This window comes from Enterococcus sp. 2201sp1_2201st1_C11_2201SCRN_220225 (genome assembly GCF_040925905.1).
GTDB lineage: Bacteria > Bacillota > Bacilli > Lactobacillales > Enterococcaceae > Enterococcus_C > Enterococcus_C asini_A.
In genome coordinates, this window is the sequence record NZ_JBCOJC010000026.1 from 1 (window position 1) to 23,910 (window position 23,910).

At 41.4% G+C, this 23,910-nt stretch carries 26 protein-coding genes; 7 read left to right on the forward strand and 19 right to left on the reverse strand.

Annotation, left to right across the window (positions count from 1 at the left end; all coding sequences use genetic code 11):
* The first annotated feature begins 195 nt into the window (after positions 1–195).
* Positions 196–1,062, forward strand: a complete 867-nt coding sequence (locus AB5754_RS08190; protein WP_368251296.1) for a helix-turn-helix domain-containing protein — start codon at positions 196–198, stop codon at positions 1,060–1,062.
* Positions 1,063–1,105: 43 nt separating this feature from the next.
* On the opposite strand, the gene AB5754_RS08195 is transcribed toward AB5754_RS08190, so the two are convergent.
* Entirely contained in the window at positions 1,106–2,026 is a 921-nt protein-coding gene (locus AB5754_RS08195) for a LysR family transcriptional regulator (protein ID WP_368251297.1), read from the reverse strand.
* A gap of 109 nt (positions 2,027–2,135) precedes the next feature.
* Between AB5754_RS08195 and metE the strand changes: the two genes are divergently transcribed.
* From metE to AB5754_RS08210, 3 genes are all read left to right on the forward strand, one after another.
* Positions 2,136–4,439 (forward strand): 5-methyltetrahydropteroyltriglutamate--homocysteine S-methyltransferase, encoded by a 2,304-nt coding sequence (gene metE / locus AB5754_RS08200; protein WP_368251298.1) that lies wholly within the window; start codon positions 2,136–2,138, stop codon positions 4,437–4,439.
* A 14-nt stretch (positions 4,440–4,453) separates the two neighbouring features.
* Positions 4,454–5,323 carry a methylenetetrahydrofolate reductase [NAD(P)H] gene (metF, locus tag AB5754_RS08205; protein WP_368251299.1) on the forward strand — a complete coding sequence of 290 codons (870 nt, stop codon included), beginning with the start codon at positions 4,454–4,456 and terminating at the stop codon, positions 5,321–5,323.
* 169 nt (positions 5,324–5,492) lie between these two features.
* On the forward strand, positions 5,493–6,602 hold the full coding sequence (locus AB5754_RS08210; protein WP_311833058.1) for a sn-glycerol-3-phosphate ABC transporter ATP-binding protein UgpC: 1,110 nt from the start codon (positions 5,493–5,495) through the stop codon (positions 6,600–6,602).
* Positions 6,603–6,816: 214 nt separating this feature from the next.
* Here AB5754_RS08210 and AB5754_RS08215 read toward each other — a convergent pair whose 3' ends face one another.
* From AB5754_RS08215 to rpsP, 11 genes are all read right to left on the reverse strand, one after another.
* The gene (locus AB5754_RS08215; RefSeq protein WP_368251300.1) at positions 6,817–8,091 is read right to left on the reverse strand and encodes an NAD(P)H-dependent oxidoreductase; all 1,275 of its coding nucleotides are present in this window, start codon (positions 8,089–8,091) and stop codon (positions 6,817–6,819) included.
* A 15-nt stretch (positions 8,092–8,106) separates the two neighbouring features.
* Positions 8,107–8,715: an NADPH-dependent FMN reductase gene (locus tag AB5754_RS08220; protein WP_368251301.1), complete on the reverse strand. Its 609-nt coding sequence runs from the start codon at positions 8,713–8,715 to the stop codon at positions 8,107–8,109.
* A 35-nt stretch (positions 8,716–8,750) separates the two neighbouring features.
* Positions 8,751–9,686 (reverse strand): FAD:protein FMN transferase, encoded by a 936-nt coding sequence (locus AB5754_RS08225; protein WP_368251302.1) that lies wholly within the window; start codon positions 9,684–9,686, stop codon positions 8,751–8,753.
* 162 nt (positions 9,687–9,848) lie between these two features.
* Positions 9,849–10,709, reverse strand: a complete 861-nt coding sequence (locus AB5754_RS08230) for a helix-turn-helix domain-containing protein (RefSeq protein ID WP_368251303.1) — start codon at positions 10,707–10,709, stop codon at positions 9,849–9,851.
* Positions 10,710–10,826: 117 nt separating this feature from the next.
* On the reverse strand, positions 10,827–11,165 hold the full coding sequence (locus AB5754_RS08235; RefSeq protein WP_311833053.1) for a hypothetical protein: 339 nt from the start codon (positions 11,163–11,165) through the stop codon (positions 10,827–10,829).
* 164 nt (positions 11,166–11,329) lie between these two features.
* Positions 11,330–11,980, reverse strand: a complete 651-nt coding sequence (locus AB5754_RS08240; RefSeq protein ID WP_368251304.1) for a YitT family protein — start codon at positions 11,978–11,980, stop codon at positions 11,330–11,332.
* A gap of 42 nt (positions 11,981–12,022) precedes the next feature.
* Positions 12,023–12,724 carry a zinc metallopeptidase gene (locus tag AB5754_RS08245; protein WP_368251346.1) on the reverse strand — a complete coding sequence of 234 codons (702 nt, stop codon included), beginning with the start codon at positions 12,722–12,724 and terminating at the stop codon, positions 12,023–12,025.
* Between the two features lie 69 nt (positions 12,725–12,793).
* Entirely contained in the window at positions 12,794–13,126 is a 333-nt protein-coding gene (locus AB5754_RS08250; protein ID WP_368251305.1) for a zinc ribbon domain-containing protein YjdM, read from the reverse strand.
* 90 nt (positions 13,127–13,216) lie between these two features.
* Positions 13,217–13,567: a DUF488 domain-containing protein gene (locus AB5754_RS08255; protein WP_368251306.1), complete on the reverse strand. Its 351-nt coding sequence runs from the start codon at positions 13,565–13,567 to the stop codon at positions 13,217–13,219.
* Positions 13,568–13,695: 128 nt separating this feature from the next.
* Positions 13,696–13,941 carry a KH domain-containing protein gene (locus AB5754_RS08260; RefSeq protein WP_311833049.1) on the reverse strand — a complete coding sequence of 82 codons (246 nt, stop codon included), beginning with the start codon at positions 13,939–13,941 and terminating at the stop codon, positions 13,696–13,698.
* Positions 13,942–13,952: 11 nt separating this feature from the next.
* Positions 13,953–14,225, reverse strand: coding sequence for a 30S ribosomal protein S16 (gene rpsP, locus AB5754_RS08265; RefSeq protein WP_010754202.1), 273 nt, complete (start codon positions 14,223–14,225; stop codon positions 13,953–13,955).
* 230 nt (positions 14,226–14,455) lie between these two features.
* Between rpsP and AB5754_RS08270 the strand changes: the two genes are divergently transcribed.
* Positions 14,456–15,010 carry an NADPH-dependent FMN reductase gene (locus AB5754_RS08270; RefSeq protein ID WP_368251307.1) on the forward strand — a complete coding sequence of 185 codons (555 nt, stop codon included), beginning with the start codon at positions 14,456–14,458 and terminating at the stop codon, positions 15,008–15,010.
* A gap of 29 nt (positions 15,011–15,039) precedes the next feature.
* Here AB5754_RS08270 and AB5754_RS08275 read toward each other — a convergent pair whose 3' ends face one another.
* The 7 genes from AB5754_RS08275 to AB5754_RS08305 form a co-directional block, all read right to left on the reverse strand.
* Positions 15,040–15,636 carry a DNA-3-methyladenine glycosylase I gene (locus AB5754_RS08275; protein ID WP_368251308.1) on the reverse strand — a complete coding sequence of 199 codons (597 nt, stop codon included), beginning with the start codon at positions 15,634–15,636 and terminating at the stop codon, positions 15,040–15,042.
* A gap of 289 nt (positions 15,637–15,925) precedes the next feature.
* Complete coding sequence (locus tag AB5754_RS08280) at positions 15,926–16,450, reverse strand: GNAT family N-acetyltransferase (RefSeq protein WP_368251309.1); 525 nt, start codon at positions 16,448–16,450, stop codon at positions 15,926–15,928.
* Positions 16,450–17,952 carry an Lsa family ABC-F type ribosomal protection protein gene (locus AB5754_RS08285; protein ID WP_368251310.1) on the reverse strand — a complete coding sequence of 501 codons (1,503 nt, stop codon included), beginning with the start codon at positions 17,950–17,952 and terminating at the stop codon, positions 16,450–16,452. Before AB5754_RS08285 ends, AB5754_RS08280 begins: the two co-directional genes overlap by 1 nt.
* Before the next feature lie 292 nt (positions 17,953–18,244).
* A complete protein-coding gene (locus AB5754_RS08290) occupies positions 18,245–18,496 on the reverse strand; it encodes a DUF3923 family protein (RefSeq protein WP_368251311.1) in 252 nt (83 codons plus the stop codon).
* A gap of 444 nt (positions 18,497–18,940) precedes the next feature.
* The gene (gene ffh, locus AB5754_RS08295; protein ID WP_311833035.1) at positions 18,941–20,356 is read right to left on the reverse strand and encodes a signal recognition particle protein; all 1,416 of its coding nucleotides are present in this window, start codon (positions 20,354–20,356) and stop codon (positions 18,941–18,943) included.
* 18 nt (positions 20,357–20,374) lie between these two features.
* Positions 20,375–20,713 carry a putative DNA-binding protein gene (locus AB5754_RS08300; RefSeq protein ID WP_311833034.1) on the reverse strand — a complete coding sequence of 113 codons (339 nt, stop codon included), beginning with the start codon at positions 20,711–20,713 and terminating at the stop codon, positions 20,375–20,377.
* Positions 20,713–21,174 (reverse strand): DUF523 domain-containing protein, encoded by a 462-nt coding sequence (locus AB5754_RS08305; RefSeq protein ID WP_368251312.1) that lies wholly within the window; start codon positions 21,172–21,174, stop codon positions 20,713–20,715. The genes AB5754_RS08300 and AB5754_RS08305 overlap by 1 nt, the downstream gene beginning before the upstream one ends.
* 160 nt (positions 21,175–21,334) lie before the next feature.
* On the opposite strand from AB5754_RS08305, the gene AB5754_RS08310 reads away from it, so the two are divergent.
* Together AB5754_RS08310 and AB5754_RS08315 are read left to right on the forward strand one after the other, a co-directional pair.
* A complete protein-coding gene (locus tag AB5754_RS08310; RefSeq protein WP_311833032.1) occupies positions 21,335–22,057 on the forward strand; it encodes a response regulator transcription factor in 723 nt (240 codons plus the stop codon).
* Positions 22,054–23,805 carry an ATP-binding protein gene (locus tag AB5754_RS08315; RefSeq protein ID WP_368251313.1) on the forward strand — a complete coding sequence of 584 codons (1,752 nt, stop codon included), beginning with the start codon at positions 22,054–22,056 and terminating at the stop codon, positions 23,803–23,805. The genes AB5754_RS08310 and AB5754_RS08315 overlap by 4 nt, the downstream gene beginning before the upstream one ends.
* Positions 23,806–23,910 lie beyond the last annotated feature (105 nt).

The window sequence follows — 23,910 nt, forward strand, 5'->3', positions numbered from 1 at the left end:
TTTGATTTGAATACGAGAAAAAAGTGTTGGCAGAAAATCGGCTTCGATTTTCCACCAACACGAAATATTATAGAACCGTAAAACTTTGCATCAAGTTTTTACTAGACTGTTTTTGTGAACTCCTCTTTTAGTTTGCGCTACCCTTTCATTTAGGAAACTGCTACAATATACACAATGAAGCAAAGGATGACAGATATGGATATTGATAAATTACAACAGCTCTTTCCTAAAGGCCGCCTTTCCAATTCTTCAGAAGGGCTAGCAGGAGAACTAAATTTTCCTTTAACCAATGGCTATTTCCATCTTCCTAAAGATAGCCTTTCTGAGCGAGAAGCCCAATTACTAGAAATTTTTTTACCCATAGCCCCTCGTTCTGCCACTGCTAAAGAGCATCTCTACTACCAAGTTTTATTCGAAAAAGCGCCTGCACCTAAAACGCCGCCATTACGGATTATTCAAATTAAACTCCGCACTCGCGATAATTTTTTACAAAAAGAATGGCTATCCGAAATCCAAGACATGTTTTTGAAGCTAGCAGATAGCTTTTTTCTGACGGAGGATTTGTTATTATTAGTGGAAGAAAAAGATGAAACCAACTATCCAGTGGAAGAGATTTTTGGGCTTTTTCAAGCATTAGACAATGACTTTGAAATCTCTACTCAAGTCTTTGTGGGCGCATTTCATCAAGATTTATCTCGGCTGGCGGATAATTTTAAAGAAGAACAACAAATTTTTCAAAAGGAGTTAGCCCACCATACTGGCCAACGGAACTTTTCCTTTACTTCCACGGCGATTAATTATTTTGTGGCCACAGCCATGAAAGAAAGTCCGCTAATGAATAGCCTTTACCAAGACTGGTTTTCCGATCCTGAAATCAGGAGTATTTTAGCTGCTCTATGGCAAAATCAAGGAAATGTCAGCTCAGCAGCCAAAGAACTCTTTTTACACCGCAACACACTTATTTATCGCATCGACAAATTCCAAGAAGCTACCCGATTAGATGTGAAAAACATGGACGATTTAGTCTTTTGTCATTTAATGATTAAAATTTTTAGTGAATAAGAAGCCAGGCAGCAAGACGAGTATTTTGTCATGCTGCCTGGTTTTATTCCACCACAAACCCATATCCTTGAATATGTTCTTTCAATAAATCCAAATAGCGTTCTCCTAAGGTTGATAAAGTGATTTGTCGGTGCTTGACCCAGCCTAGTTGAATGGGATCCTCCACTTCTAAAGGAATCGCCACAATTTTATCATCGTTTAGCTCACTGGAAATAATCCCCGAGCTAATGGTGTAGCCTTCAAGTCCCACCATTAAATTAAAAATCGTAGCCCGATCACTGACTTTAATATGCTTCTTGCGGTGAAGGGTACTTAAAATTTCCTCAGAAAAATAAAAGGAATTCCCTTCTCCTTGCTCATAAGAAAGATAAGGATAGTCTTCCAAATCTGCCAAAGTCACTGCTTTTTGTTTCGTCAAAGAGTTGTTGCGACTGACAAAAACATGGGGCAATGCAGTAAATAACGGATGAAACTCCAAATCAGAATCCTTAAACAGCTTTTCCATCACTTGACGATTAAAGCGGTTCAAATATAAAATCCCTAGCTCACTTTTAAAATCTTTCAAATCCGCCAAAATATTTAAAGTCTCAGTTTCTCGTAAAGTAAATTGGTACTCCTCGCCAGCTACTTCTTTAATCAATTCCACAAAAGCGTGGACTACAAACGCATAGTGTTGCGCCGAGACGGAAAAAGCTTGTTTTCTCGGCGTATTCGCTTTGTATTTTCCTTCCAATAAATTCACTTGATCTAAAATTTGCCGGGCATAAATCATAAATTCCCGACCTTCTGCTGTTAAGCTCACTCCAGACTTGTGCCGCAATAAAATTTGAATGCCCATTTCTTGCTCCAACTCTTTAATCGCATTGGATAAACTGGGCTGGCTTAAAAACAATTCCTTGCTGGCTTCATTGATGGAACCTTTCTCCACAATCTTCTCTAAGTAAGTCAACTGTTGAATACGCATACGTTTCTCCTTCTTAGCTTTTCCTATAGTTTACTCGATGGTATAGTTTAAAGCTATAACGAATCATATTTATTTTCAGTTATCCAAACACTCCCCCTCGTGATAGTCTATGAACTACCAAATAAAAACTTTCCTCAAAGGAGTGCGGCATATGACGACGATTATCGGCTATCCTCGAATCGGTGAACATCGAGAATTAAAATTTATTACAGAACAATATTTCCGCCATGAAATCACAGAGCATGACTTGCAAGAAGCAGCCAAAGATTTACGACAAAAACAATGGCTAGCTTTAAAGGCAAGTGGTTTAACTCAAATTCCAGTTAATGATTTCTCCTTTTATGACAATACATTAGACACCGCCTTTTTATTCAATATCTTACCAGCAGCAATTTCAGAATTGGCTTTAACAGATTTAGAAAAGTATTTTGCTTTAGCTCGAGGCTATCAAGGGCCTGCCGGCGATGTAAAAGCGCGGCCCATGAAAAAATGGTTTAACACCAACTATCATTATTTACAACCAAAATTTGAAAAAAACACCGAAGTTAAACTCGTGGGCACTAAAATTTTTGACGAATTCCAAGAAGCCACCGCATTAGGGATTGATAGTCGCCCCACTTTAATTGGCCCCTTTACCTTGCTCACATTGGGAGAATACGAAGCTGGAGTAGCTTGTTACGACTTTGTGCCAGCGATTATTCAAAGCTATCGAGAAGTCTTCACTCGTCTAGACGATTTAGGAGCTGACTGGATCCAACTGGAAGAACCTGCTTTAGTCAAAGACTTATCGGCTGTCGAACTTGCTTTATTTGAAGAAATTTACCAAGGGCTACTTCCTGCTAAAGGAGCCTTAAAAGTGCTTTTACAGACTTATTTTGGTGATATTCGCGACGCTTATGAAACAGTGACCAAATTAGCTTTTGATGGGATTGGGTTAGACTTTGTGGAAGGCAAAAAAAGCCTTGACTTAGCAAAGAGTGGTTTTCCCGCTGATGTGGTACTTTTTGCCGGCGTGGTTAACGGCAAAAATATCTGGCGCAATGACTATCAGAAAACTTTGGCATTACTTCAACAACTGCCTACTAAAAAAGTGGTCTTGACGACTTCTTGTTCCTTGCTTCATGTGCCTTATACTACAAAAAACGAAGACTTTGAACCAGCCATTGCCGCCCACTTTGCCTTTGCCAATGAAAAAATCGCTGAGCTAGTGGAACTGGCAGCAATTTTAACTGGAACTAACGATTATCTAACCATTAATCAAAAACTTTTTGCCACTGCGCGAATTCAACCTAATCAAAAAGTCCAAACCCAAGTAGCTGCCCTAACCACTGAGGACTTCACTCGGCAACCGGCCTTTGAACAACGAGAAGTAATTCAAAAAGAACGCTTTAACTTGCCTCTATTGCCTACGACTACCATTGGCTCCTTCCCTCAAACTGGCGAAGTTAAACAAAAACGGGCCTTGTACAAGAAAAAAGCATTAAACCAAGCAGACTATGACACGTTTATCGCCAAACAAATCGACCAATGGCTTGACTGGCAAGAGGAAATTGGCTTAGATGTGCTGGTCCACGGAGAATTTGAACGCAACGACATGGTGGAATACTTTGGTCAGAACTTAGCCGGTTACCTCTTTAGTAAAAACGGCTGGGTGCAATCCTATGGGACTCGCGGGGTAAAGCCCCCAATTATCTGGGGAGATGTTGAACGAAAAGAAGCCATTACTGTGAAATGGTCTGCTTACGCGCAATCTCGCACCAAAAAATTCGTCAAAGGCATGCTGACAGGACCGGTTACGATTTTAAATTGGTCTTTTCCTCGGGAAGATATCAGCTTAAAAGAAGCCAGTCTGCAGATTGCTTTGGCGATTCAAGAAGAAGTGCTGGATTTAGAAGCACAAGGCATTGAAATTATTCAAATTGATGAAGCGGCTTTACGGGAAAAACTGCCACTGCGACAAAAAGATTGGCAGACAGAATACTTAGACTGGGCAATTCCCGCTTTTCGCCTCGTTCACAGCAAAGTCCAGCCGACTACTCAAATTCATACTCATATGTGTTATAGCGAATTTACCGATATCATCCCCGCTATCCAAGCTTTAGATGCGGATGTGATTTCCTTTGAAGCGTCTCGGTCTAACTTAGAAATTTTAGAAGCGTTAAAAGCTCATAACTTCAAAACCCAAGTCGGCCCAGGAGTTTACGATATTCATTCTCCTCGAGTACCTAGTGCAGACGAAATCACAGAGACTATCGAAAAGATTCTAGCCAAAGTACCGGCCCATAAACTCTGGCTTAATCCTGATTGTGGCTTGAAAACCCGTGGTGTCCCAGAAACAAAAGCTAGTTTGGCAAATCTCACAAAAGCAGCTAATAAGATTCGCAGTCAATTACTAAGTCTTCCCCACTATTGAAAGGAGGTCATCCTTTGACCCAACCTAGTCTCTCCTTTGAAATCTTCCCCCCTAACACTCAAGTGGGGGAAGAAAAATTACTTACTACTTTAAACGAGCTAGAAGGCTTGGCTCCAGACTACATTAGCGTGACTTGTAGCAACAACAAACGCAATATTGAAGCTACCACTTTAAAAGTTGCCGGTCATGTGAAAAGTTTGGGCATTCCTACCATTGCCCATCTCCCTGCTTGTTACTTAACCAAAGAACAAGTCAATGAGATTATCCAGCAATTAGACAGCTTAGGCATTTATCGAGTATTGGCTTTACGAGGCGACATCGATCCTTTGATTCCTCCCACTGAAGACTTCACCTACGCCAGTGATCTGATTGCTTACATTAAAGAAATCGCTCCTCATTTTGAGATTACCGGAGCTTGCTATCCCGAAGTCCATCCAGAGTCGGTGAATCACGTTGCCGATGTTTTACACTTACGAGAAAAAGTCAACCAAGGCTGTGAACATCTGATTACTCAACTATTTTTTGACAATGATATCTTTTACCGTTTTCAAGAAAGTTGTCAGCTAGCAGGAATTGACGTCCCCATCACTCCAGGGATTATGCCCATTATTAACCGCAAACAAGCCCTGCGGATTATCAATACCGCTTCTGCCAGTTTGCCGAAAAAATTTTTAGCCATTCTCGATAAATACGAACATAATCCCATCGCCTTAAGAGATGCGGGCTTAGCCTATGCGGTGGATCAAATTGTGGATTTGGTGACCCAAGATGCTCCAGGGGTTCATTTGTACACCATGAATCAATCCGCCACAGCCCGTCAGATTTACCAAGCCACTGCTTCCTTATTTGAAAAACCAATTCCCCTATTAGTTGAAGAAGGATAAACAGGAATCCTCCTTTATGCAAAACAACCATCCCTAGTTAGCGGATGGTTGTTTGCGTTTTCAACAAATTGTACAAAAAACCGGATTGCCTTTTGTGCAATTTGTCATAGCTTAAAGAAATCGTTTTCAAGTATAGTATGACTATAGAAAACGAAAAGAGGTATTTTCAATGGTAGAAATGGCATTAAAACACGTTTATAAAAAATATGACAATGCAGAAAACTATTCTGTAACTGACTTTAATTTGGATATCGCCGATCGGGAATTCATCGTCTTCGTCGGCCCTTCCGGTTGTGGGAAATCCACTACTTTGCGGATGATCGCCGGTCTAGAAGATATTTCTGAAGGGGAATTGTTAATCGGTGGCAACGTAATGAACGACGTAGCGCCTAAAGACCGGGACATCGCCATGGTCTTCCAGAACTACGCGTTGTATCCACACATGACCGTTTTTGATAACATGGCCTTTGGTTTGAAATTGCGGAAATACGACAAAGCCGACATTAAATCTCGGGTGGAAAACGCCGCGGAAATTTTAGGTTTGACGGAATACTTGGATCGTAAACCAGCAGCACTATCCGGTGGTCAACGACAACGGGTTGCCTTGGGTCGTGCCATCGTGCGGGATGCAAAAGTCTTCTTGATGGATGAACCTTTGTCTAACTTGGATGCAAAATTACGGGTGGCCATGCGTGCAGAAATCGCCAAATTGCACCAACGTTTGAACACTACTACAATCTATGTAACCCATGACCAAACCGAAGCGATGACCATGGCAGACCGGATTGTTATCATGAAAGACGGTTTCATCCAACAAATCGGCACTCCACAAGAAGTATACGATACACCAGTGAATATGTTCGTTGCCGGCTTTATTGGTTCCCCAGCGATGAACTTCTTCAACGTAACCTTAAACAATGGCGTCATCACCGACGGCCACGGCTTGAAATTACGCATTCCTGAAGGCAAAAATAAAATCTTGGTGGAAAAAGGCTACGAAGGCAAACAATTAGTCTTTGGTATCCGTCCAGAAGATATTCACTCTGAACAAGTTGCCATTCAAGCATCTCCTGAAGCGACTGTTACTGCTGAAGTTGTAGTATCTGAATTACTAGGTGCTGAATCTATGTTGTACACTCGCATTGGCGACACTGAATTTATCTCCAAAGTTGATGCCCGTGACTTCCACCGTCCTGGTGAAATGATGGATCTAGCCTTCAACATCTCAAAAGCTCACTTCTTCGACAAAGAGTCTGAACACGTGATCAAGCTTCCTTAATTACGTGTTCATTTCTTAACCCTATACCTTTCCAATACCAAAACCCCGCTTGCTCATCTGCAGGCGGGGTTTTGGTGTAGTTGGTACAATTATAGTTTCTTCTCAAGCCTTCCATAGGGGCTCTATTTAATACTCGCTCCTACTTACAAGCATTAGACAAAACGTCTGCCCAGGGAAAAATAATCCCTTGACAGACGTTTTAAATAGCGAATCTTTATTTCACTGAAGCACTGGAAACTCCGTCCACTTGTGCGGCAGCGACGGGAACTTTGACAGGAGCCGTGTCCTTTTTAGAAGCACCAGCTACAGCGTCTACCCCAGGCGTGCTGTCAGCTTGACCCTCAGCATTTTTCGATGCGCCAGCTACCGCATCTACTTGTCCTCCGACTAATTCTTGTCCTGTTTGCGCTAAGTACCAATCCACAATCGGCTTAAAGTCCAAGATGTATTCATTAACTCCGGCATAATTGCCTGCTTCATCGTGCATGGCTTGGTAATTGTGCACCACGTATTTATCCGGACCATGAGTCGGCACGTGAACCCGAATGACCTCTTGAGCCCCAGAACGCAATTGTTGCAAAACCCACTCCACGTTTTTATAAGATTTCTTAGGATGGCAACAAGCCAATGGATTCCCTACTTGTCCTGGTTGCCGATGTGCAAACATTTCCTCGGCATCAGCGCAGTGATTGTAATACAAAAATTGATTGTTACTATCGGCATAAGTTAATTCCATAGGCATGGAACGCAAGAAGTAATTCAGCTGATCCACAGTTAACAGACCTCGGTCTAGTTTGACATAAGTCTTGCCCTCCACAGCCCCTACCGCAGCCGCAGCTTGTTCTACCCAGTCTTCCGCACCTTTGTCAATATCAGGGATGGTAGTGTCAATCATACCCTTGGCTTCCAAATCTTCTGGAGGCAATTTAGATCCGGCACCTTCCAAGTGAGCCATCACTTCGATAAATTGGACAAACTTTACTAAAGTAGCTCCTAAGAAATTACGGGTCCCTTCTGATTTCAAATTACCCTTTTCATCAAAGGCTTCCTTGACTTTCCCTAGCAAAAATTCATTGCCTGGCAAGACAATTGCATTCACACCTGGTGCGTCTAAAATTTGCCGTAAGTGTAATTGCGCCCGGGAAGTTCCTTGATCATAATAAGAACAGCCCACAATCATGACCGGTTTATTTTCCAAAGGATGAATCTTAAAGGATAACCATTCCAAAGCGCTTTTTAGCGCCGCTGGAATCGTATGATTGTGTTCCGGTGTGGCGATGATGACCCCATCTGCTTGCATGATTTTACGATTTAAATTTTGAATAGCGACACTATCTGTCTGATCATCACTTTGATTGAACAATGGCAAATTGGCAATTTCCAACATTTCTAAGTCAAAAAGGTGGCTGTATTCTTTGGAAATATATTCCAGTAACATTCGATTATAAGAATGTTCTCCAGCAGAACCGACTAAACCGACTAATTTCATCTTATTCACTACTCCTTATCTATTTTCCCAAGAAACATTTTCAGCCAATTTTTGGTTGACTTCATGAGCATTGCCCAATTGACTGGTGATTTCCATAAAAATTAGAAAATCTTGAAAAAGACCTTCTAATTGCGCTACCATATCAGGATTTACTAATTGTCCTGCTTCATTAAAAGCTTGCAAAGAATGGCTTAAAAGAAATTCTGAACTGGGCATAATCCGCGCCTTTAACTCGGGAGCATCCAAGATTTGCCGCAATTGGGCTTGCGCGCGAGAAGAACCTAACGTGCCATAAGAAGCACCGATGATCATCACCGGCTTGTCTACAAAAGGATAAATCCCGTAAGACAGCCAATTTAACGCATTTAATAAAACGGCGGGAATGGCGTGATCGTATTCAGGAGTACTAATAATCACCCCATCAGCTCCTTCAATGGTTAAAGCCAATTGTCTCACATCATCAGGTAGCGTTTTTTCTGTAGGTTTGGTAAATAAAGGCAAATTACCAATTTCTACTAATGTCACCTCTGCTTTTTGAGCAAAATGTTTTTCAATATATTGTAACAGTTGTCTATTGGTCGAGTGTTCTGAATTGGTCCCGACTAAACCGACGATTTTTTTCATTTTTGCGACTTCCTTTCTTTTTCCAAACTCCAGCTTTATGACTGCCAAATAATGTGTGCCGCTGCTCCTTTTGAAGTTAAGATTTGACCATCTTGCTTTATTAAAACGCCTTCAATACCAGCTGTTTGATTTAGCGTCAGCAAAATTTCTTGCGCTGATTTGCCAAACAAACGAGTAGTCCAGATTTCACCATCGACGGATTTTGGGGAAATGATGGTGAGACTCGCTAGATCTGTGACTAAAGGATAACCGGTGTGGCGATTAAAAAGATGATGATACTCTTTATCCTGACTGATTAATTGTCGTTCATAAATTCCCGAAGTCACCACAGAACCCTCTTTTACGGACAAAATCAAACGATAATCCTCTCGGCTTCCTTTAGGATTGCGAATGCCAATGCGCCATTTGCCATCTAAGTGGTGAGCCTTACCAAACATAACTAAATTACCACCCAGATTTAACAAGCCAGCAGTTGCTCCTACTTGTTGCAAGTAAGCTCGTAATTGATCGGCGATATAGCCCTTAGCCAATGAACCTAAGTCAAGTTTCATCCCCACTTCTTGTAAAAAAACACTGTGGTTTTCTTCGACTAATTGGATTTTAGCCGGATCAGTTAATGAAAGTTTGCTTTGAATCTCTTGTTTGTTGGGCACTCTAGCATCAGAAAAACCAATACGCCAAGTCTGAATCAATGGTCCAATGGCAATATTTAGCTGACTGTTTGGCGCCAGACTATGGGTTTTTCCCAGTTTAATCAATTCGAACAATTCTGGGTGAACCTGTACGGGTGCGATTCCACTTTGTGAATTGACAAACATCAATTCAGAAGTAGGATCATTGGCACTAAAGCGTTTTTCGTAGATTTTAAGACGAGTAACCAACTCATCTAAAACCTGTTCTGGTTCATTATGTTCAATTGTCAATTCAATAATCGTTCCCATTAAATGAACTACTCGCTTGCCTTGCTTCATCCAGCTCCTTCTTCCTTCACACCAAAGTTGTAGCTTTTTTCACATTATTTACAAGGCGATTCTACTCCCACTATACAAATAAGTCAACATAAAATATACATATTTTATATATTTCACATACAAAAAAAGCCAAAAATTTCCTTTGGCTTTTTTGTAGATTACTTATTTGGTTGTTAACTGTGCGATTTGTTCTTCAATCTGTTCTAATAGACGTTGGTTGTCATTAACCTTGGCGTAGGCTCGGGCATCTTGTAGAAGCTCAAGAATTTCTTGGGAGTTTTTTGTTTGATCCACTGCATTTTGTGCTAATTGAAAAACAGCTCGAGCTAAATAATAGGTCACATGGTTTTTCGCACATAAAGAAAAAACATACTTAAAGAGACCGTCGCTGGATTCATAGTCTCCTTTTTCGCCATAAAATAAGCCACAGTGAAAGACGATGGTCAACACTTTCCAGACTTCTTCAATCGTATTCGTAGGGTATTCGTAAATATAACTTAACACTTTTTGAAAATAGTAACCCGCTTTATTTAAATCTTTTTCTCGGAGATAGACCAGTCCCATCCCCGTATAGGCCAATAAACGATAAATCTCTTGGGAATTTTTTTGTTCTTCGGCTAATAGCTGATCAAAAGTAAACAAAATATCCGTCACTTTTGCATTGCGAAAAATCATTACAAAGCCTTGCAAATAATAATACTGTAATAACAAGGAACCGTCTAACTCTGTTACATCAATTTTTGCCAATAAGTCAGCTAAACGATCGTACTCACTGGTGATTAAGTAAAACTCTCCTTGGTTTAGTTCTTCTCGCAAGCGAGTATTTTGAGCTCCCACTTTGGGAAATAAATCTCCCAATGGCAGTTCCAAACGATTGCACAACTGAATCAAGATTTTTAGTGTAGGAATTTGACCGTTATTTTCTAGACGACTTAAAGTGGCTTGGGTACAAATCCCTTCTGCCAGTTCTTTCTGAGAAAAGCCCTTTTTCTTACGCGTGGCAATAAAATATTCTATGTTCATCTTGTTCCTCCTGCTTCATTCCTAGTTTTACTATAGTCGATTTTTCCCAAAAAGGAAATCCTAAGCAAAAGAAAAGAAGCCAGCGTCACCACTGGCCTCTACTAGTAAACTCTGAAATTAATCTAATACGTCGTGAATAAACCCTTGCAGTTTATCTTTTACATTTTCGGTAGCTTCTTTTACATTGTCCCCGTAAACCGAAACCTGTTTTTTGCGGTCTTTGATTTTTCCCATGACGTTCATCAAAGAATCCAAATCATCATCGGAAAGATCGTCCACCACTCCTAGCAGTCGTTCATTGCCGTCAAACTTATCGTCTACAAAACGCTTTACTTTTCGGCGATTTTTTTTATGACGAATGGTGTCGGTCACACTTTCTGAAACAATGGTAGCCGAAATAATGCCCGCTACTGCCGCAACACTTAACCCAATCGCAACTTTAGTCGATGTCTTCATACATAGAACCTCCTAGATTATCAGCTTCTAGAGGGAAATCCTCTATCCTCATGATAGCACAGGGAACATTTTATGAGAAATGAAAGGGCCTTTCGAAAAAATCCTTCAATCTGTCACCGGTGCCAAAAAAATACCTGAAGCTGTTTTGGCTTCAGGTATGGCTATTACTTATGTTTCACTTTTGCAATGCTAGTGTGAATCAAAGGTTGCGCAACTTTTTCATTCCAAAAACTGATCAAAGGGCCGGTTAAAAAAGCATTGATAAAGGTCCCTACGCCCACTGGTCCTTGTAAAAAGAAAGCCAAAAGGGTAAAGGACACATCTTGAATAATCCGCACCATACGATAGCTAGCCTTCGTATGGTCCACCACAGCCGGAGCCAAAGCATCATAAGGCGCACTTCCCAGATTCGCCCCAGTGTACAATGCCACTCCTAAGGTAAATATCCCGGTACCCACTATTAAAAACAGCACTTGTTGAAAAAGATTTGTGGCGGTTAAATTCAGACTTTCAAAAATACCCGTAAAAAAGTCAATCAAAAAACCGACACAGACCATATTAATCAGCGTACCTAACCCGATGTATTTGCGACCGATGAAAAAAATCAATGCCAAAAATACTAGGTTAACGATAAGCTGATAAACACCTAGGCTTAGACCGACAACCTTTGCCAAGGCAATGTTCGAGGAGGTATAAGGATCTAGTCCCACATTGCCTTCTTGAAGAATCGTTGCACCTAATCCCAGCATCAAAACACCACCCATAGCAAAGCTCAGGCGAATCAATAATTCATAACTAAGGCGATACATAAACATGGCCACTCCTTTCAACAAAAGGGACAGTCAATTTAAAGAAGACTAATCATCTCGGCGACCACCAAACAATATCACCAAACGCAACAATTGCAATAACGTACTAATCGCTGCCGCCACATAGGTCAATGCCGCCGCAATTAAAACTTTTCGCGCTTGGGGGAGTTCTTCTTCGGTTAAAAGTCCTCCTTCACCAAGAATCGCCAACGCCCGGCGAGAAGCGTTAAATTCCACTGGCAACGTCACCACTTGAAACAAAAATGCCAATGAAAAAGCAATCAAGCCCACTTGAATCAAAAATTGCGTCTGTAACAACAAACCGATTAAAATAATCGGCATGGCCATTTGCGAACCAATCGTCGCCACCGGTACAATAGCTGCCCGCAAACGTAGTGGCAAGTAATTTTTCGCATCTTGTACTGCGTGCCCGCATTCATGAGCGGCTACTCCAATAGCTGCCACCGAGGTGGATTGGGCCGTGGATTGAGACAGGCTTAACATCTTGTTACGAGAATCATAATTATCCGTCAAATCCCCGGAAATCTGTTGTACCCCCACATTATGAATCCCTTGACTGCTTAAAATATACTGGGCTGCTTTGGTACCCGTCACTTGATTGACGCTTTTCACTTGATCGTATTTACTAAACGTACTTTTCACATAAGCCGATGCAGCTAAGGAAAGTACCATCCCGATAATCACTAAAATAAAGGTACCGTCAAAAAGGCCATAGCCGAAACCGTACATACCGTACATCGTCATCCCTCCTGTTTCTTTAGGACTTAGTATAACAAGGACTCGTGAACTTTTTGTGAACTAATTCTTCTTAACAAACTCGGATTTCAAGGACATGGCGCCGAAACCGTCAATCTTGCAATCAATGTTGTGATCACTATCCACCAAACGAATATTTTTGACTTTGGTTCCTTGCTTAATAGGACCAGATGCCCCTTTGACTTTCAAATCTTTAATGACGGTGACACTATCTCCGTCTTGTAAGAGATTTCCATTGGCATCTTTCACCACAAAAGCTGTATCAGCCGCTTCCTCAGCTGTCCATTCGTGACCGCATTCCGGACAGACAAATTGTCCTCGGTCTTCATAAGTGTATTCTGAATTGCACATTGGGCAGTTAGGTAGTTGCGCCATCTTCTTCATTCCTTCCAAATAATGTTGTAGCTTTCATTGTACCGGAAAACAAATGCGGAGAAAAGCCTATTTCAAAGGATTTCAGTTTATTTACTTACTCAAAACTTCTTTTAAAACCACAGCTTGATTTTCTTGGGAATTCTTAGCGGCAAAAACCAAGGTCACTACTGGTTCTTTTTTGATAATGGCCGCTAATTGGTTTAAAGCTTCTTTTTGCGGCTCTGTGGCAAGTTCAAGCAAATACTGTTTGCGAAAACTGGCAAAATCGATTTGTCCGGAGTGAAATGATTGACGCAACTCTTTTGTTGGCCCAATCTCTTTTAACCACAAGTCTAAAGAAGCCCGTTCTTTAGAAATTCCTCTGGGCCAAATCCGATCCACTAAAATTCGAAAACCATCTGTCTCTTCAGATTGCTCATACACACGTTTTAATTGAATCATGTCTTCACCTTCTTGTATTTAGCATAGGACAGATTGATAAAAATAGAAAAAAATTTGCTTTGAAGCTAATATGGATGAGATTGACCACACAAAAAACCGTTCAAGCAAATGCTTAAACGGTTTTAGGATTACTTATTGTCCAAGATATTCAGGCGAACCTTTTTAGGCCCTTCCGTGCGAACACCGTAAACGATGGTGCGAATAGCTTTCGCCACCCGACCTTGTTTGCCGATGACCCGACCAATATCTTCGGGAGCCACAGTTAAGTTGTATTCGAAAAAGTCAGCAGACTCTACGATATCAAGCTTGACTGCATCTGGCTGAGTGACTAAAGGACGGACGATTGTTAAGACTAAATCTCGTAAATCAGTCATAGTCAGTCACCTTATTTCGAAAATTTTGCTTCGTGATGTTTCTTCATAACGCCTTCTTTAGAAAGGATGTTACGAACGGTATCAGAAGGTTGCGCACCTTTAGATAACCAATCCAAAACTAAATCTTCTTTGATAGAAACTTCCGCAGGGTTAGTTAAAGGATTGTAAGTCCCAACTGTTTCGATAAAACGTCCATCACGAGGAGAACGAGAATCAGCAACTACGATACGGTAGAAAGGTTTCTTTTTAGAACCCATACGTTTCAAACGGATTTTTACTGCCATTATTTACACCTCCATATATTTTCTCACAGAAGCTAGTTTAACAGTTTTTTTAGATGGTGTAAAGAGTTTTTTCTTTACAGCTTAAATTCCTTGGCAATTCCTAGTCTACCCCCACTTTTAAGGATAGTAGTTTAGCAGAAAGTCCTTTTCTTTGTCTTTTCTGCCAAAGATAGTTACAATTAGTAAGTAAGCTTAATGCTCATCTACATTATTTCAAGGAGGAATCGTTCATGACAAAGAAAATTGGTTTTATTGTAGGTAGTTTGCGCACCGCCTCTTATAACAAAAAAGTGGCAAAAGTCTTCGCTGATCTTTTACCAGAAGACTTTGAAGCAGTCTTTTTGGAAATTGGCAATTTGCCATTGTATAATGAAGACTTGGATTCAGAAAACAATGTGCCGGTAGAATGGCAAGCGTTCCGGGATCAAGTAATGCCTTTAGACGGGATTTTCTTCTTCACGCCAGAATACAATCGTTCCGTTCCAGCGGCCTTAAAAAATGCTTTAGATGTCGGTTCTCGTCCTTATGGCCACAGCGTCTGGGATAATAAACCAGCTTTAGTGGTTTCTGTATCTCCTGGTGCTATTTCAGGTTTTGGCGCCAACCATCACTTACGCCAATCCTTAGTCTTCTTGAATATGCCTACTTTGCAACAACCAGAAGCCTATATCGGTGGCATTGCCAACTTAATAGATGAAGATGGGAATGTAAAAGAAGGAACGCTAGATTTCTTCAAGATGATTATTGAAAAATATATTGAATTCTTTACTAAACTGACCGCTTAATTATAAAACAGCACTTTAAGAGCCTAGGATTACGATCCTAGGCTCTTCTTTGACGTTTCTTCCAGCAATTCTCCATGGCGAAAACAAGTTACCAGATGATCATTAACTATCCCTACTGCTTGTAAAAAAGCATAAATCGTAGTGGAGCCGATAAAGTGAAACCCTCGACGTTTCAAATCTTTTGCTAAGCGATCTGATAATGGACTAGTTGCCGGCACTTCCGCTTCACTTTGCCAATGATTGACTACAGGTTTACCCTCTACAAAAGACCACAAATAGTTGGCAAAACTCCCCCACTCTTCTTGAACTTTCAATACTTGTTGGGCGTTATTCACCGCAGCATTAATTTTCTGCCGATTACGGATAATTCCCGAGTCTTGTACTAAGCTTTCAATTTTTTCTGAGGAATAGCCTGCTACTTTAGCAATTTCAAAATGATCATAGGCTTGGTGGAAATTCTCCCATTTATTTACTATCGTCTGCCAACTTAAGCCAGCTTGATTGATATCCAACATTAATTTTGCAAAAAGCTCTTGATCATCATAAAGTGGCACACCCCAAATTTCATCATGATATTGCATCATTTTGGAATTTTGAGTTGCCCACACGCAACGTTTTTTCGTCATGATTATCCTCCCTTTTCATTTTTATCCATCCTTTGACTAGACCAAAGGAAACTTTCCCGAATCCCCAGGCTATCGCTTGTTTATTTTCTCATAAGTAGCTAAAATCAAGAAAGAATATATCCTATAAATCACAAAGAAAATAGCGTAAAGGATATTCGGTTTCATAACTCATTTTTGCCGAGCTTTTAACAATATGAAAAGCTGTAAGACTGTTAGTAATTCAACATTCTTACAGCTCTAAATTTTATAAGTCCTTTTTTCTAAAAACTATTTGAGACCGCTAACGACTTTACTTATTTGAAATCCCAAAAAGATAATGAGGCATTTTTATTCCTCGATATTCTTTGATAAATCGTTTCTCAATGGTCATACCGTTTCTGATAGCAACATTCATGGAAGGAAGATTCGTATCCCGAACCATAGAATAGACTTTCGGCGCTGCCAATGTTGTAAAAGCGTAATCCCGCACGGCTTGGACGGCTTCTTGTGCATATCCTTTGTGCCACGCATCATAAATCAGATGATAGCCGATTTCTAGGAGTTCAATTCCTTCCACCACTTGGCGAGTCAAGCCACATTCGCCTATGATTTTACCGGAAGCTTTCTCTTCTAGTGCCCACAAGCCAAACCCATTTTCTTTGTAGGAAGCTAAATTCCACTGCAACCAGTGGGCCAATTCTGCTTGATTAAAGGCACCTTCATAGGCATACATTACCCGCTGGTCTGCTAAAAATCGGGCCAATTCATTTTCTTCTCCTGCTTGCCACTCTCTTAGGCGCAGTCGTTTTGTCTCTAAAATCATTTTGTCCTCCATTATTCCGGGGTTTCTAGTGTAATCACCTGAGTGGCCACTTTTTCTAAAAATGTCTTATCATGTTCTACAATCAGCATCGTGGGCTGTGCAGCTAAAATCATCGTTTCTAATTGTTCTTGGTTAAAGACATCTACATAGTTCAAAGGTTCATCCCAAATGTAGAGTTCGCCAGGGGTAGCCAGTGATTTGGCCAGTTCCACTCGTTTTCGTTGGCCCATGCTCATTGCTTCGATGGGATTTTGGAAAACGGCGCGCTCAAAGCCTAATTTTTTTAAATTATTTAGCAAATCTTGATAATTTAAGCTGTGGCTTTCCGCAAATTCAGTCAAAGTCCCTCGATTGTCTTCATAATTTTGGCGCACGTAACTAATGGCGATATGATGAGGTCGCAAAATCTCGCCAGTGGCATCCCCAGTAAATTGTCCTTGTAAAAAACGGATAATTGAGGATTTCCCCGCTCCATTGGCCCCGGCAATGGCGATGCGCTGGCCTTGGTGGATTTCAAATGATAGCGGTTGAAACAATGGTTTGCCATTAAAGGACAATACCAAGTCCGTAACTTTCAAAAGCAATTTATGGTGACTTGGTTGGTAATTGATTTTCAAAGGATCGATGTATTCCATATCTTGTAAGAGTTCTTCTTTTTCCGCAATTTGATTTTCCATGCGTCGTTGGAGATTTTTCGATTTTTTCATGACCCGAGCCGCCCGAGCACCGATAAAGCCGGTATCCCCAATGGCGCCACTGCCTTTCACATTGGCTTTGCCGTATTTATCTTTTTCACGGCCTCTGGACCATTCTGCTTTTTCCGTGGCAGTTTGTTTTAAGCGACCGATTTCTTTTTTGAGTTTGTCGTTTTGTTCCACTTCATAGCGATCCCGCAGATTTTTTTGTTCTTCATAGACTGAAAAATTGCCTTGATACAAAATCAACTGGCTTTTTTCAATGGAAAGGATATGATCCACCACTTCATCTACAAAACTGCGATCGTGGCTGATTAAAATAAACCCTTGGCGCTTGTTCCGCAAATAATCCGCCACTTGCTTGCGCCCTAAAAGATCCAAGTGATTGGTGGGTTCATCGATTAAAGGATAGTTCGCATCCTCCACAAAAAGCAAGGCTAACAGCACCTTGGTCTGTTCTCCTCCAGACAAGCTATCAAAAGGACGCCACAAAATCTCCGGGTCCACCTTTAACAAGTTCAACTCCCGCTGAATCTGCCAGTCCTCAAAATCCCCCTGCTCTTGTAAGACATAATAAGTCAGCTGGCTAGGATCGGTTACTGGTTGGGGGAAATACGTGAACTGCAGCTGATGGAAAATTTTACCCGCAAAAGGCAGCTGTCCTTGCAATAGTTTCATCAAAGTCGTCTTGCCCCGTCCATTGCGGCCAATCAGACCTAATTTCCATTTCGTATCGATAACCAAATTGGCATCGGTAAATAAGTTGCGCCCTTGACTGTCATAGCCAAAAGTCAGATTTTTAATTTCAATTATGCTCATATTTATCACCTCGTATTGTCCGCAAATTGCCATTGCGCACAAAAAAACGCCTTTTCTGCTTTTCAGAAAAGGCGTGAGATAGCCAAAAAGGCCTCAAATGGGCTTAACACCATTGAAAACTCCGCCAATTCTGAAAATCTGCACACTGATTCCTTGTTTGGTCCTCAGTCTGAATGCAGCTTCAACAAATTGGTTTAGTTTTTCAATGGATGATCCCTCATTTCGTATGAATGTGTCACTAGCGTACCATGTTCTCTTTTTATTGACAACTAAGAAATCTAAAATTTTAAAATTAATGAGCAGTGTGAGGAGCTTTGCTATTCTTTTGAGCTTGCTCTTTTTCTTTTCCTGCCAAATAATAACGCCACGCCAGTTGGATAAATAAGATTAAGATTCCACCAATGCCCAAAATTCCGTAAGCTAACATTTTCGGCATATGTTCACTGTGACTAGCTGCCGCAGAAAACTCCCAACGGCTCACGAAAACCACTAATCCAATAAAAACCACTGACCAATAAATATTAACTCCCCGCCACAATTTCATTTCTGTCACTCCTCAAATTAAGCGCCTTCATTTCCACACCATTATTTTAGCACAAATATGCTCAAGGGCAAGCCAAAGGATAGACCAGTCACAAAACCGAAGTATCTCACACTGATTTGAGAGCAGAGTTGAGGCTTAGAGGAGAAAATATTATATTCTTATAATTTTTGTTAAAAATGGAAATAGAAGGCCGATAATTATCGTAAAAGGAGTAACTCAGGTTGGAAACCCGAGTTACCGTACGAAAAAGAGAAAAAGTGAATTAGGCTGTTTTAGCTTGGTGAAGTCAAGCTTAGACAGCCTTTGAAATTTTTAGGGATGAAATAAGGAGAAGGAGTCGTTGTTTCCTAGCGACTCCTTCTCCTTATTTGCTTCCGTCTCTCGTACAGTAACATTCGGGTTGGAGACCTGAGTTACTGCTTTTCCTCGTATTAAGGTTAATGCTTATTTCCGCTTTTTCTTCTTTTTCTTGTTCTTTTTCACCATGCGGTTCATGGCCATCTTACCTAACTTACCTTTGACGCCTGTGCCAAACATCTGATCCATCCCCGCTGGCATACTACCTTTGGACATTTGTTGCATCATCTTTTGGCTTTCTTTGAACTGTTTGATGAAGCGATTGACTTCCACCACCGAATTTCCGGAACCTGCGGCAATGCGGCGGCGACGGCTTGGATTTAACAGCTCCGGATTTTCCCGTTCTGCTTTAGTCATGGACAAAACAATCGCTTTTTGGCGAGCCATTTGTTTTGGATCAATTTTGACATTTTCAATTCCAGGAACTTGGCTCATCCCAGGAATCATCTTAATCAAGTCTTCAATGGGTCCCATATTATTGACTTGATCCATTTGCTCGATGAAATCGTTAAAGTCAAAGCTGTTTTCTTTCATCTTGCGGGCTAAGTCTTCTGCTTGTTTTTCGTCGTATTCCATTTGGGCTTTTTCGATGAGGGTCATCATATCTCCCATGCCCAAAATCCGACTCGCCATGCGGTCTGGATGGAACACTTCCAAATCGGTCAGTTTTTCACCGGTACCGGTAAATTTAATCGGTGCTCCGGTGACTTGGCGAATGGACAAAGCGGCCCCGCCTCGAGTATCCCCGTCTAATTTGGTAATCACAACCCCGGTAATGCCCAGTTGTTGATTAAAGCTATCGGCTACATTTACCGCATCTTGCCCGGTCATGGCATCCACAACTAAGAGGATTTCATTAGGCTCGGCAATGGCTTTGATTTCTTTTAACTCAGTCATTAACAATTCATCAATGTGCAATCGTCCAGCAGTATCGATTAAGACATAGTCGTTTTTCTTTTCTCGGGCAACTTCCATCCCTTGGCGGACGATTTCCACCGGACTAACTTCAGTGCCCATTTCAAAGACTGGCACGTCTAATTGTTGGCCTAAAACTTTCAACTGGTCAATAGCCGCCGGACGATAGACGTCGCCTGCGATCATTAGCGGCCGGGCATTTTCATTTTTCTTTAAGTAATTAGCCAGTTTGCCGGCAAAGGTGGTTTTCCCGGCCCCTTGCAGACCGACCATCATGATGACCGTTGGGATTTTCGGTGACTTGGTAATGCCTACTGTTTCTTCCCCTAATGTTTTGGTCAATTCTTCATTGACGATTTTGACGATTTGTTGGGCTGGAGATAAAGATTCTAGGACTTCAGCTCCCACTGCGCGATCTCGCACGCTTTTGGTAAATTCTTTCACCACTTGCAAGTTGACATCGGCTTCCAGTAAGGCTAGGCGGATTTCCCGCATCATTTCCTTAACATCAGCTTCCGTGACTTTGCCTTTTTTTCGCAACTTGCCCATGGCTTGTTGCAAGCGTTCTGTTAAACTTTCAAATGCCATCATTCATTCCTCAATTCTCTATTCATCGATTTCTTGTATTTGTTCCACAAAACGGGGTAATGCTTCATCTTTTGGATAATACGCTTTGATATACTTACTCAGGTCACCTAAGACCTCTTCTCTGACGATATAATCCGACAAGAGATGGAGTTTCCGCTCGTAATCTTCCAAGATTTTCTCGGTCCTTTTTATATTATCATAGACCGCCTGGCGACTCACCTGAAATTCCTCAGCAATCTCCCCTAATGAAAAATCATCCGCATAATACAACTCCATATAGTTCATCTGCTTTTCCGTAAGCAACGTGGAATAAAATTCAAATAACGCGTTCATGCGATTGGTTTTTTCGATTTCCATCACAGGTCCTCCATTTCTTGCCAGTTTTCTTCTGAATAAACCTTAAGACCTTGTTGGATAAAATAAGCAGTAGCCACGCCTACACCGGCTTGTTTTATGCCGGAAAAACTTCCATCGTAAATCATTTGACTCCCACAAGAAGGACTGCGCTCTTTTAAGATGACAGAAGTAATCCCTAGCTCTTTCATCGCTTCATAGGCTTTCATGGCACCTTGTTTGTAATTTTCTGTGACATCCACACCATCTTGAGTAAGGACTGTTGCCGTATTTTGCCATACGTCAAAGCCGTCGCCATTTTGAATTTCTGCTGGTGTGCGGGGAGTGGGCAAGCCCCCTAAAACTTCGGGACAAATCAATAGCGCCTTGCCTTCATTGACCCAAGTTAAGAATTGATTGACCGTCTGAGTGCCACCATCGTAGCGACAAAAGATGCCACCTAAACAAGCACTGATTCCCAACATGGGACCACTTCCTTTCCAAGCAAAACAATCACTTGATATTATAGCATTTTTTTATCAGCCACAATAGTATCCCCGCTGATTTCTATGCTAAAATGAAGCCAGTTGCAAGTTTCTACTTGTGAAAAAAAGGCAAATTTTTGGCCCAACTTAGGAGATTAAAATGAAAAAAGTATTGATCGTGGACGACGAGCCCTCTATCGTCACTTTATTAACCTTTAATTTAGAAAAAGAAGGCTACCAAGTAACCAGTGCCACTGACGGGATCACAGGCTTTGAGTTAGCCTTAAGCGGCAACTTCGACTTTTTGATTTTAGACATTATGCTCCCCCGGCTGGACGGTATGGAAATCACCAAAAAATTACGACAAGAAAAAATCGAAACGCCGATTCTGCTTTTAACTGCAAAAGACGATACCATTGATCGGATTTTAGGATTGGAAATTGGTGCCGATGACTATTTAACTAAGCCCTTTAGTCCCCGAGAAGTCCTAGCTCGAATGAAGGCAATATTCCGCCGTTTGGAACCACGAAATCCATCGATTCCAAAAGAAACCTCGACAACTTTAGCCGACGATTCCTTATTGACCATTGGAGAAATCGTGGCTGATTCGACTAATTTTCAAGTGACAGTTTCAGGCAAACCCATCTTTTTAACCCCGAAAGAATTCGAGCTGTTGGTTTACTTTATGAAGCGTAAAGACCGGGTAATCGATCGGGAAACCTTACTGGATCGGATTTGGCATTATGATTTTGCTGGCCAAAGCCGGATTGTGGATGTTCATGTCTCCCATTTGCGAGAAAAAATCGAAACCGATCCGAAAAATCCCCAATACTTAGTCACCATGCGAGGCTTTGGCTATAAATTTCAGGAACCAAAAGGATGAAAAAACGTACAGGAACTTATCTAGGTTGGTTGGCACTACTTTTGCTGATCTTCATTGGAGCGTGGCAATTAATCGCTGGCTTTTACCACAATCAAGTGGTCAGTCAACAACAAGAATACTTAGAAAAGAAAGCCGATTTACTGTTAAATTTAACCACCGAGGACACGCTAGACCAGCTGGCTGTCGTCAGTCATGAGTATGTGGTTCACTCTGAGGAACGAATTACCATTTTAGACGCCAATGGAAAAATCGTGGAGGATACCCATGAAGACAATTTAACTGGTACGAGAAGCGATCGTCCGGAAGTGAAAACCGTGCTCCAAGGAGGCAAACTAGGAGCTTCATTGCGCCACAGTGACACTTTAAATCAAGAGCTTTTATACGTAGCCGTCCCCATTGTAAAAGACCAACAGCTCACAGGGGTCTTGCGGATTGCTGAGCCCACTACCGACTTTTTAAAGGCGGCAGGACAAGTGCGTCGGTCGATTTTTCTCGTCTACACGGTGCTTTGTCTGTTGATTACTTTCGTAGTCCTCCATTTTCTCCGGCAACGAAATCGGCCTATAGAAAAAATCTTGCCGGTACTCAAAAAAATGGTCGCTCAACCGGACAAAACGGAATTGATTTTACAAACTTCACCACAGTGGCAAGAACTCTACCAAACCATTAACCAACTAAGTGAACAATTAACCAAAACTTATCAGGCCTATACCGCAACAGAAACCCAATTCCACACCTTATTAGACGAGTTGATGATTGGGGTCTTTTTATTGGACGATACCCATCAACTCATGATGATCAACCCCGCTATGAAAAAACAACTGGGGCTAACCCAAGACTTACCACTACCGCAAAATCTTGCCAGTGTCATTGGTGATCCTGGCTTGATTCAAGCGATTTATAAAGTAACGCCGGAAACGCCACTGCTTCATGAAGAATTTCATTTGAAAATTCCCAATGAACGGGTGCTGGATTTGAACTTGCACCTCTTTGTGGAACAGCAGCAACTTTTAGGGATTTCCTATGACATGAGCCGGGTGCGTCAATTGGAAAAAATGCAAAAAGATTTCGTAGGCAACGTTTCCCACGAACTAAAAACTCCCGTGACTTCATTGATTGGCTTTAGCGAAACCTTGCTAGACGGCGCCATGGCAGACCCTGAAATCACTAGAGAATTTCTTGGTATCATGCAAAAAGACGCTCAACGACTCCAGCGCCTCATTCAAGAAATCATCCAACTGTCTAAAACGGAAAATGACCTGGATTATGAATGGCAAAACGTGGACTTAGACCTGCTTTATCAGCAATTGCAGCAAAGTTTCCAACACTTACTCCAAGAAAAAAAGATTACATTGAAGATTGAGACAACAGGTGCCACAACTTGGCCTACCGTAAGAGAACTCTTCTATCCCATTGTGAAAAATCTGGTGGAAAACGCCTTGCAGTATTCTCCAGAAAACAGCCAAGTGATTTTGCGCTCGACTATTCTTCCAGAGAGACAGCTAGAAATCCAAGTCATTGATCAGGGTATCGGCATTGATTATGAAGATCAAAAGCGCATTTTTGAACGCTTCTACCGCGTGGACAAAGCCCGAGCCCGTAATTCAGGTGGCACCGGCCTTGGCCTTGCCATTGTAAAAGACTATACTAAAAAACTTGGGGGCCAGTTGTCTTTGGATAGCCATCCTCAAGTAGGCTCCACCTTTACAGTGGTCTTTTCTAAACATCATCAGAATTTTTTAAAGTAAGAAGGGCCAAACATAATAACTTAATCTATAAAAAGACGTTCCCTCCATACAACAGGAGGAGAACGTCTTTTTAATAACAATTATACAAATTTAAAAAAACAGCTT

Excerpts from the sequence above, each read along its gene's own strand:
- AB5754_RS08190 (WP_368251296.1), top strand. The coding sequence starts at position 196 with ATGGATATTGATAAATTACAACAGCTCTTTCCTAAAGGCCGCCTTTCC.
- AB5754_RS08195 (WP_368251297.1), bottom strand. The coding sequence starts at position 2,026 with ATGCGTATTCAACAGTTGACTTACTTAGAGAAGATTGTGGAGAAAGGT.
- metE (WP_368251298.1), top strand. The coding sequence starts at position 2,136 with ATGAACTACCAAATAAAAACTTTCCTCAAAGGAGTGCGGCATATGACG.
- AB5754_RS08210 (WP_311833058.1), top strand. The coding sequence starts at position 5,493 with ATGGTAGAAATGGCATTAAAACACGTTTATAAAAAATATGACAATGCA.
- AB5754_RS08215 (WP_368251300.1), bottom strand. The coding sequence starts at position 8,091 with ATGAAATTAGTCGGTTTAGTCGGTTCTGCTGGAGAACATTCTTATAAT.
- AB5754_RS08220 (WP_368251301.1), bottom strand. The coding sequence starts at position 8,715 with ATGAAAAAAATCGTCGGTTTAGTCGGGACCAATTCAGAACACTCGACC.
- AB5754_RS08225 (WP_368251302.1), bottom strand. The coding sequence starts at position 9,686 with ATGAAGCAAGGCAAGCGAGTAGTTCATTTAATGGGAACGATTATTGAA.
- AB5754_RS08230 (WP_368251303.1), bottom strand. The coding sequence starts at position 10,709 with ATGAACATAGAATATTTTATTGCCACGCGTAAGAAAAAGGGCTTTTCT.
- AB5754_RS08235 (WP_311833053.1), bottom strand. The coding sequence starts at position 11,165 with ATGAAGACATCGACTAAAGTTGCGATTGGGTTAAGTGTTGCGGCAGTA.
- AB5754_RS08240 (WP_368251304.1), bottom strand. The coding sequence starts at position 11,980 with ATGTTTATGTATCGCCTTAGTTATGAATTATTGATTCGCCTGAGCTTT.
- AB5754_RS08245 (WP_368251346.1), bottom strand. The coding sequence starts at position 12,724 with ATGTACGGTTTCGGCTATGGCCTTTTTGACGGTACCTTTATTTTAGTG.
- AB5754_RS08250 (WP_368251305.1), bottom strand. The coding sequence starts at position 13,126 with ATGGCGCAACTACCTAACTGCCCAATGTGCAATTCAGAATACACTTAT.
- AB5754_RS08255 (WP_368251306.1), bottom strand. The coding sequence starts at position 13,567 with ATGATTCAATTAAAACGTGTGTATGAGCAATCTGAAGAGACAGATGGT.
- AB5754_RS08260 (WP_311833049.1), bottom strand. The coding sequence starts at position 13,941 with ATGACTGATTTACGAGATTTAGTCTTAACAATCGTCCGTCCTTTAGTC.
- rpsP (WP_010754202.1), bottom strand. The coding sequence starts at position 14,225 with ATGGCAGTAAAAATCCGTTTGAAACGTATGGGTTCTAAAAAGAAACCT.
- AB5754_RS08270 (WP_368251307.1), top strand. The coding sequence starts at position 14,456 with ATGACAAAGAAAATTGGTTTTATTGTAGGTAGTTTGCGCACCGCCTCT.
- AB5754_RS08275 (WP_368251308.1), bottom strand. The coding sequence starts at position 15,636 with ATGACGAAAAAACGTTGCGTGTGGGCAACTCAAAATTCCAAAATGATG.
- AB5754_RS08280 (WP_368251309.1), bottom strand. The coding sequence starts at position 16,450 with ATGGAGGACAAAATGATTTTAGAGACAAAACGACTGCGCCTAAGAGAG.
- AB5754_RS08285 (WP_368251310.1), bottom strand. The coding sequence starts at position 17,952 with ATGAGCATAATTGAAATTAAAAATCTGACTTTTGGCTATGACAGTCAA.
- AB5754_RS08290 (WP_368251311.1), bottom strand. The coding sequence starts at position 18,496 with ATGAAATTGTGGCGGGGAGTTAATATTTATTGGTCAGTGGTTTTTATT.
- ffh (WP_311833035.1), bottom strand. The coding sequence starts at position 20,356 with ATGGCATTTGAAAGTTTAACAGAACGCTTGCAACAAGCCATGGGCAAG.
- AB5754_RS08300 (WP_311833034.1), bottom strand. The coding sequence starts at position 20,713 with ATGGAAATCGAAAAAACCAATCGCATGAACGCGTTATTTGAATTTTAT.
- AB5754_RS08305 (WP_368251312.1), bottom strand. The coding sequence starts at position 21,174 with ATGTTGGGAATCAGTGCTTGTTTAGGTGGCATCTTTTGTCGCTACGAT.
- AB5754_RS08310 (WP_311833032.1), top strand. The coding sequence starts at position 21,335 with ATGAAAAAAGTATTGATCGTGGACGACGAGCCCTCTATCGTCACTTTA.
- AB5754_RS08315 (WP_368251313.1), top strand. The coding sequence starts at position 22,054 with ATGAAAAAACGTACAGGAACTTATCTAGGTTGGTTGGCACTACTTTTG.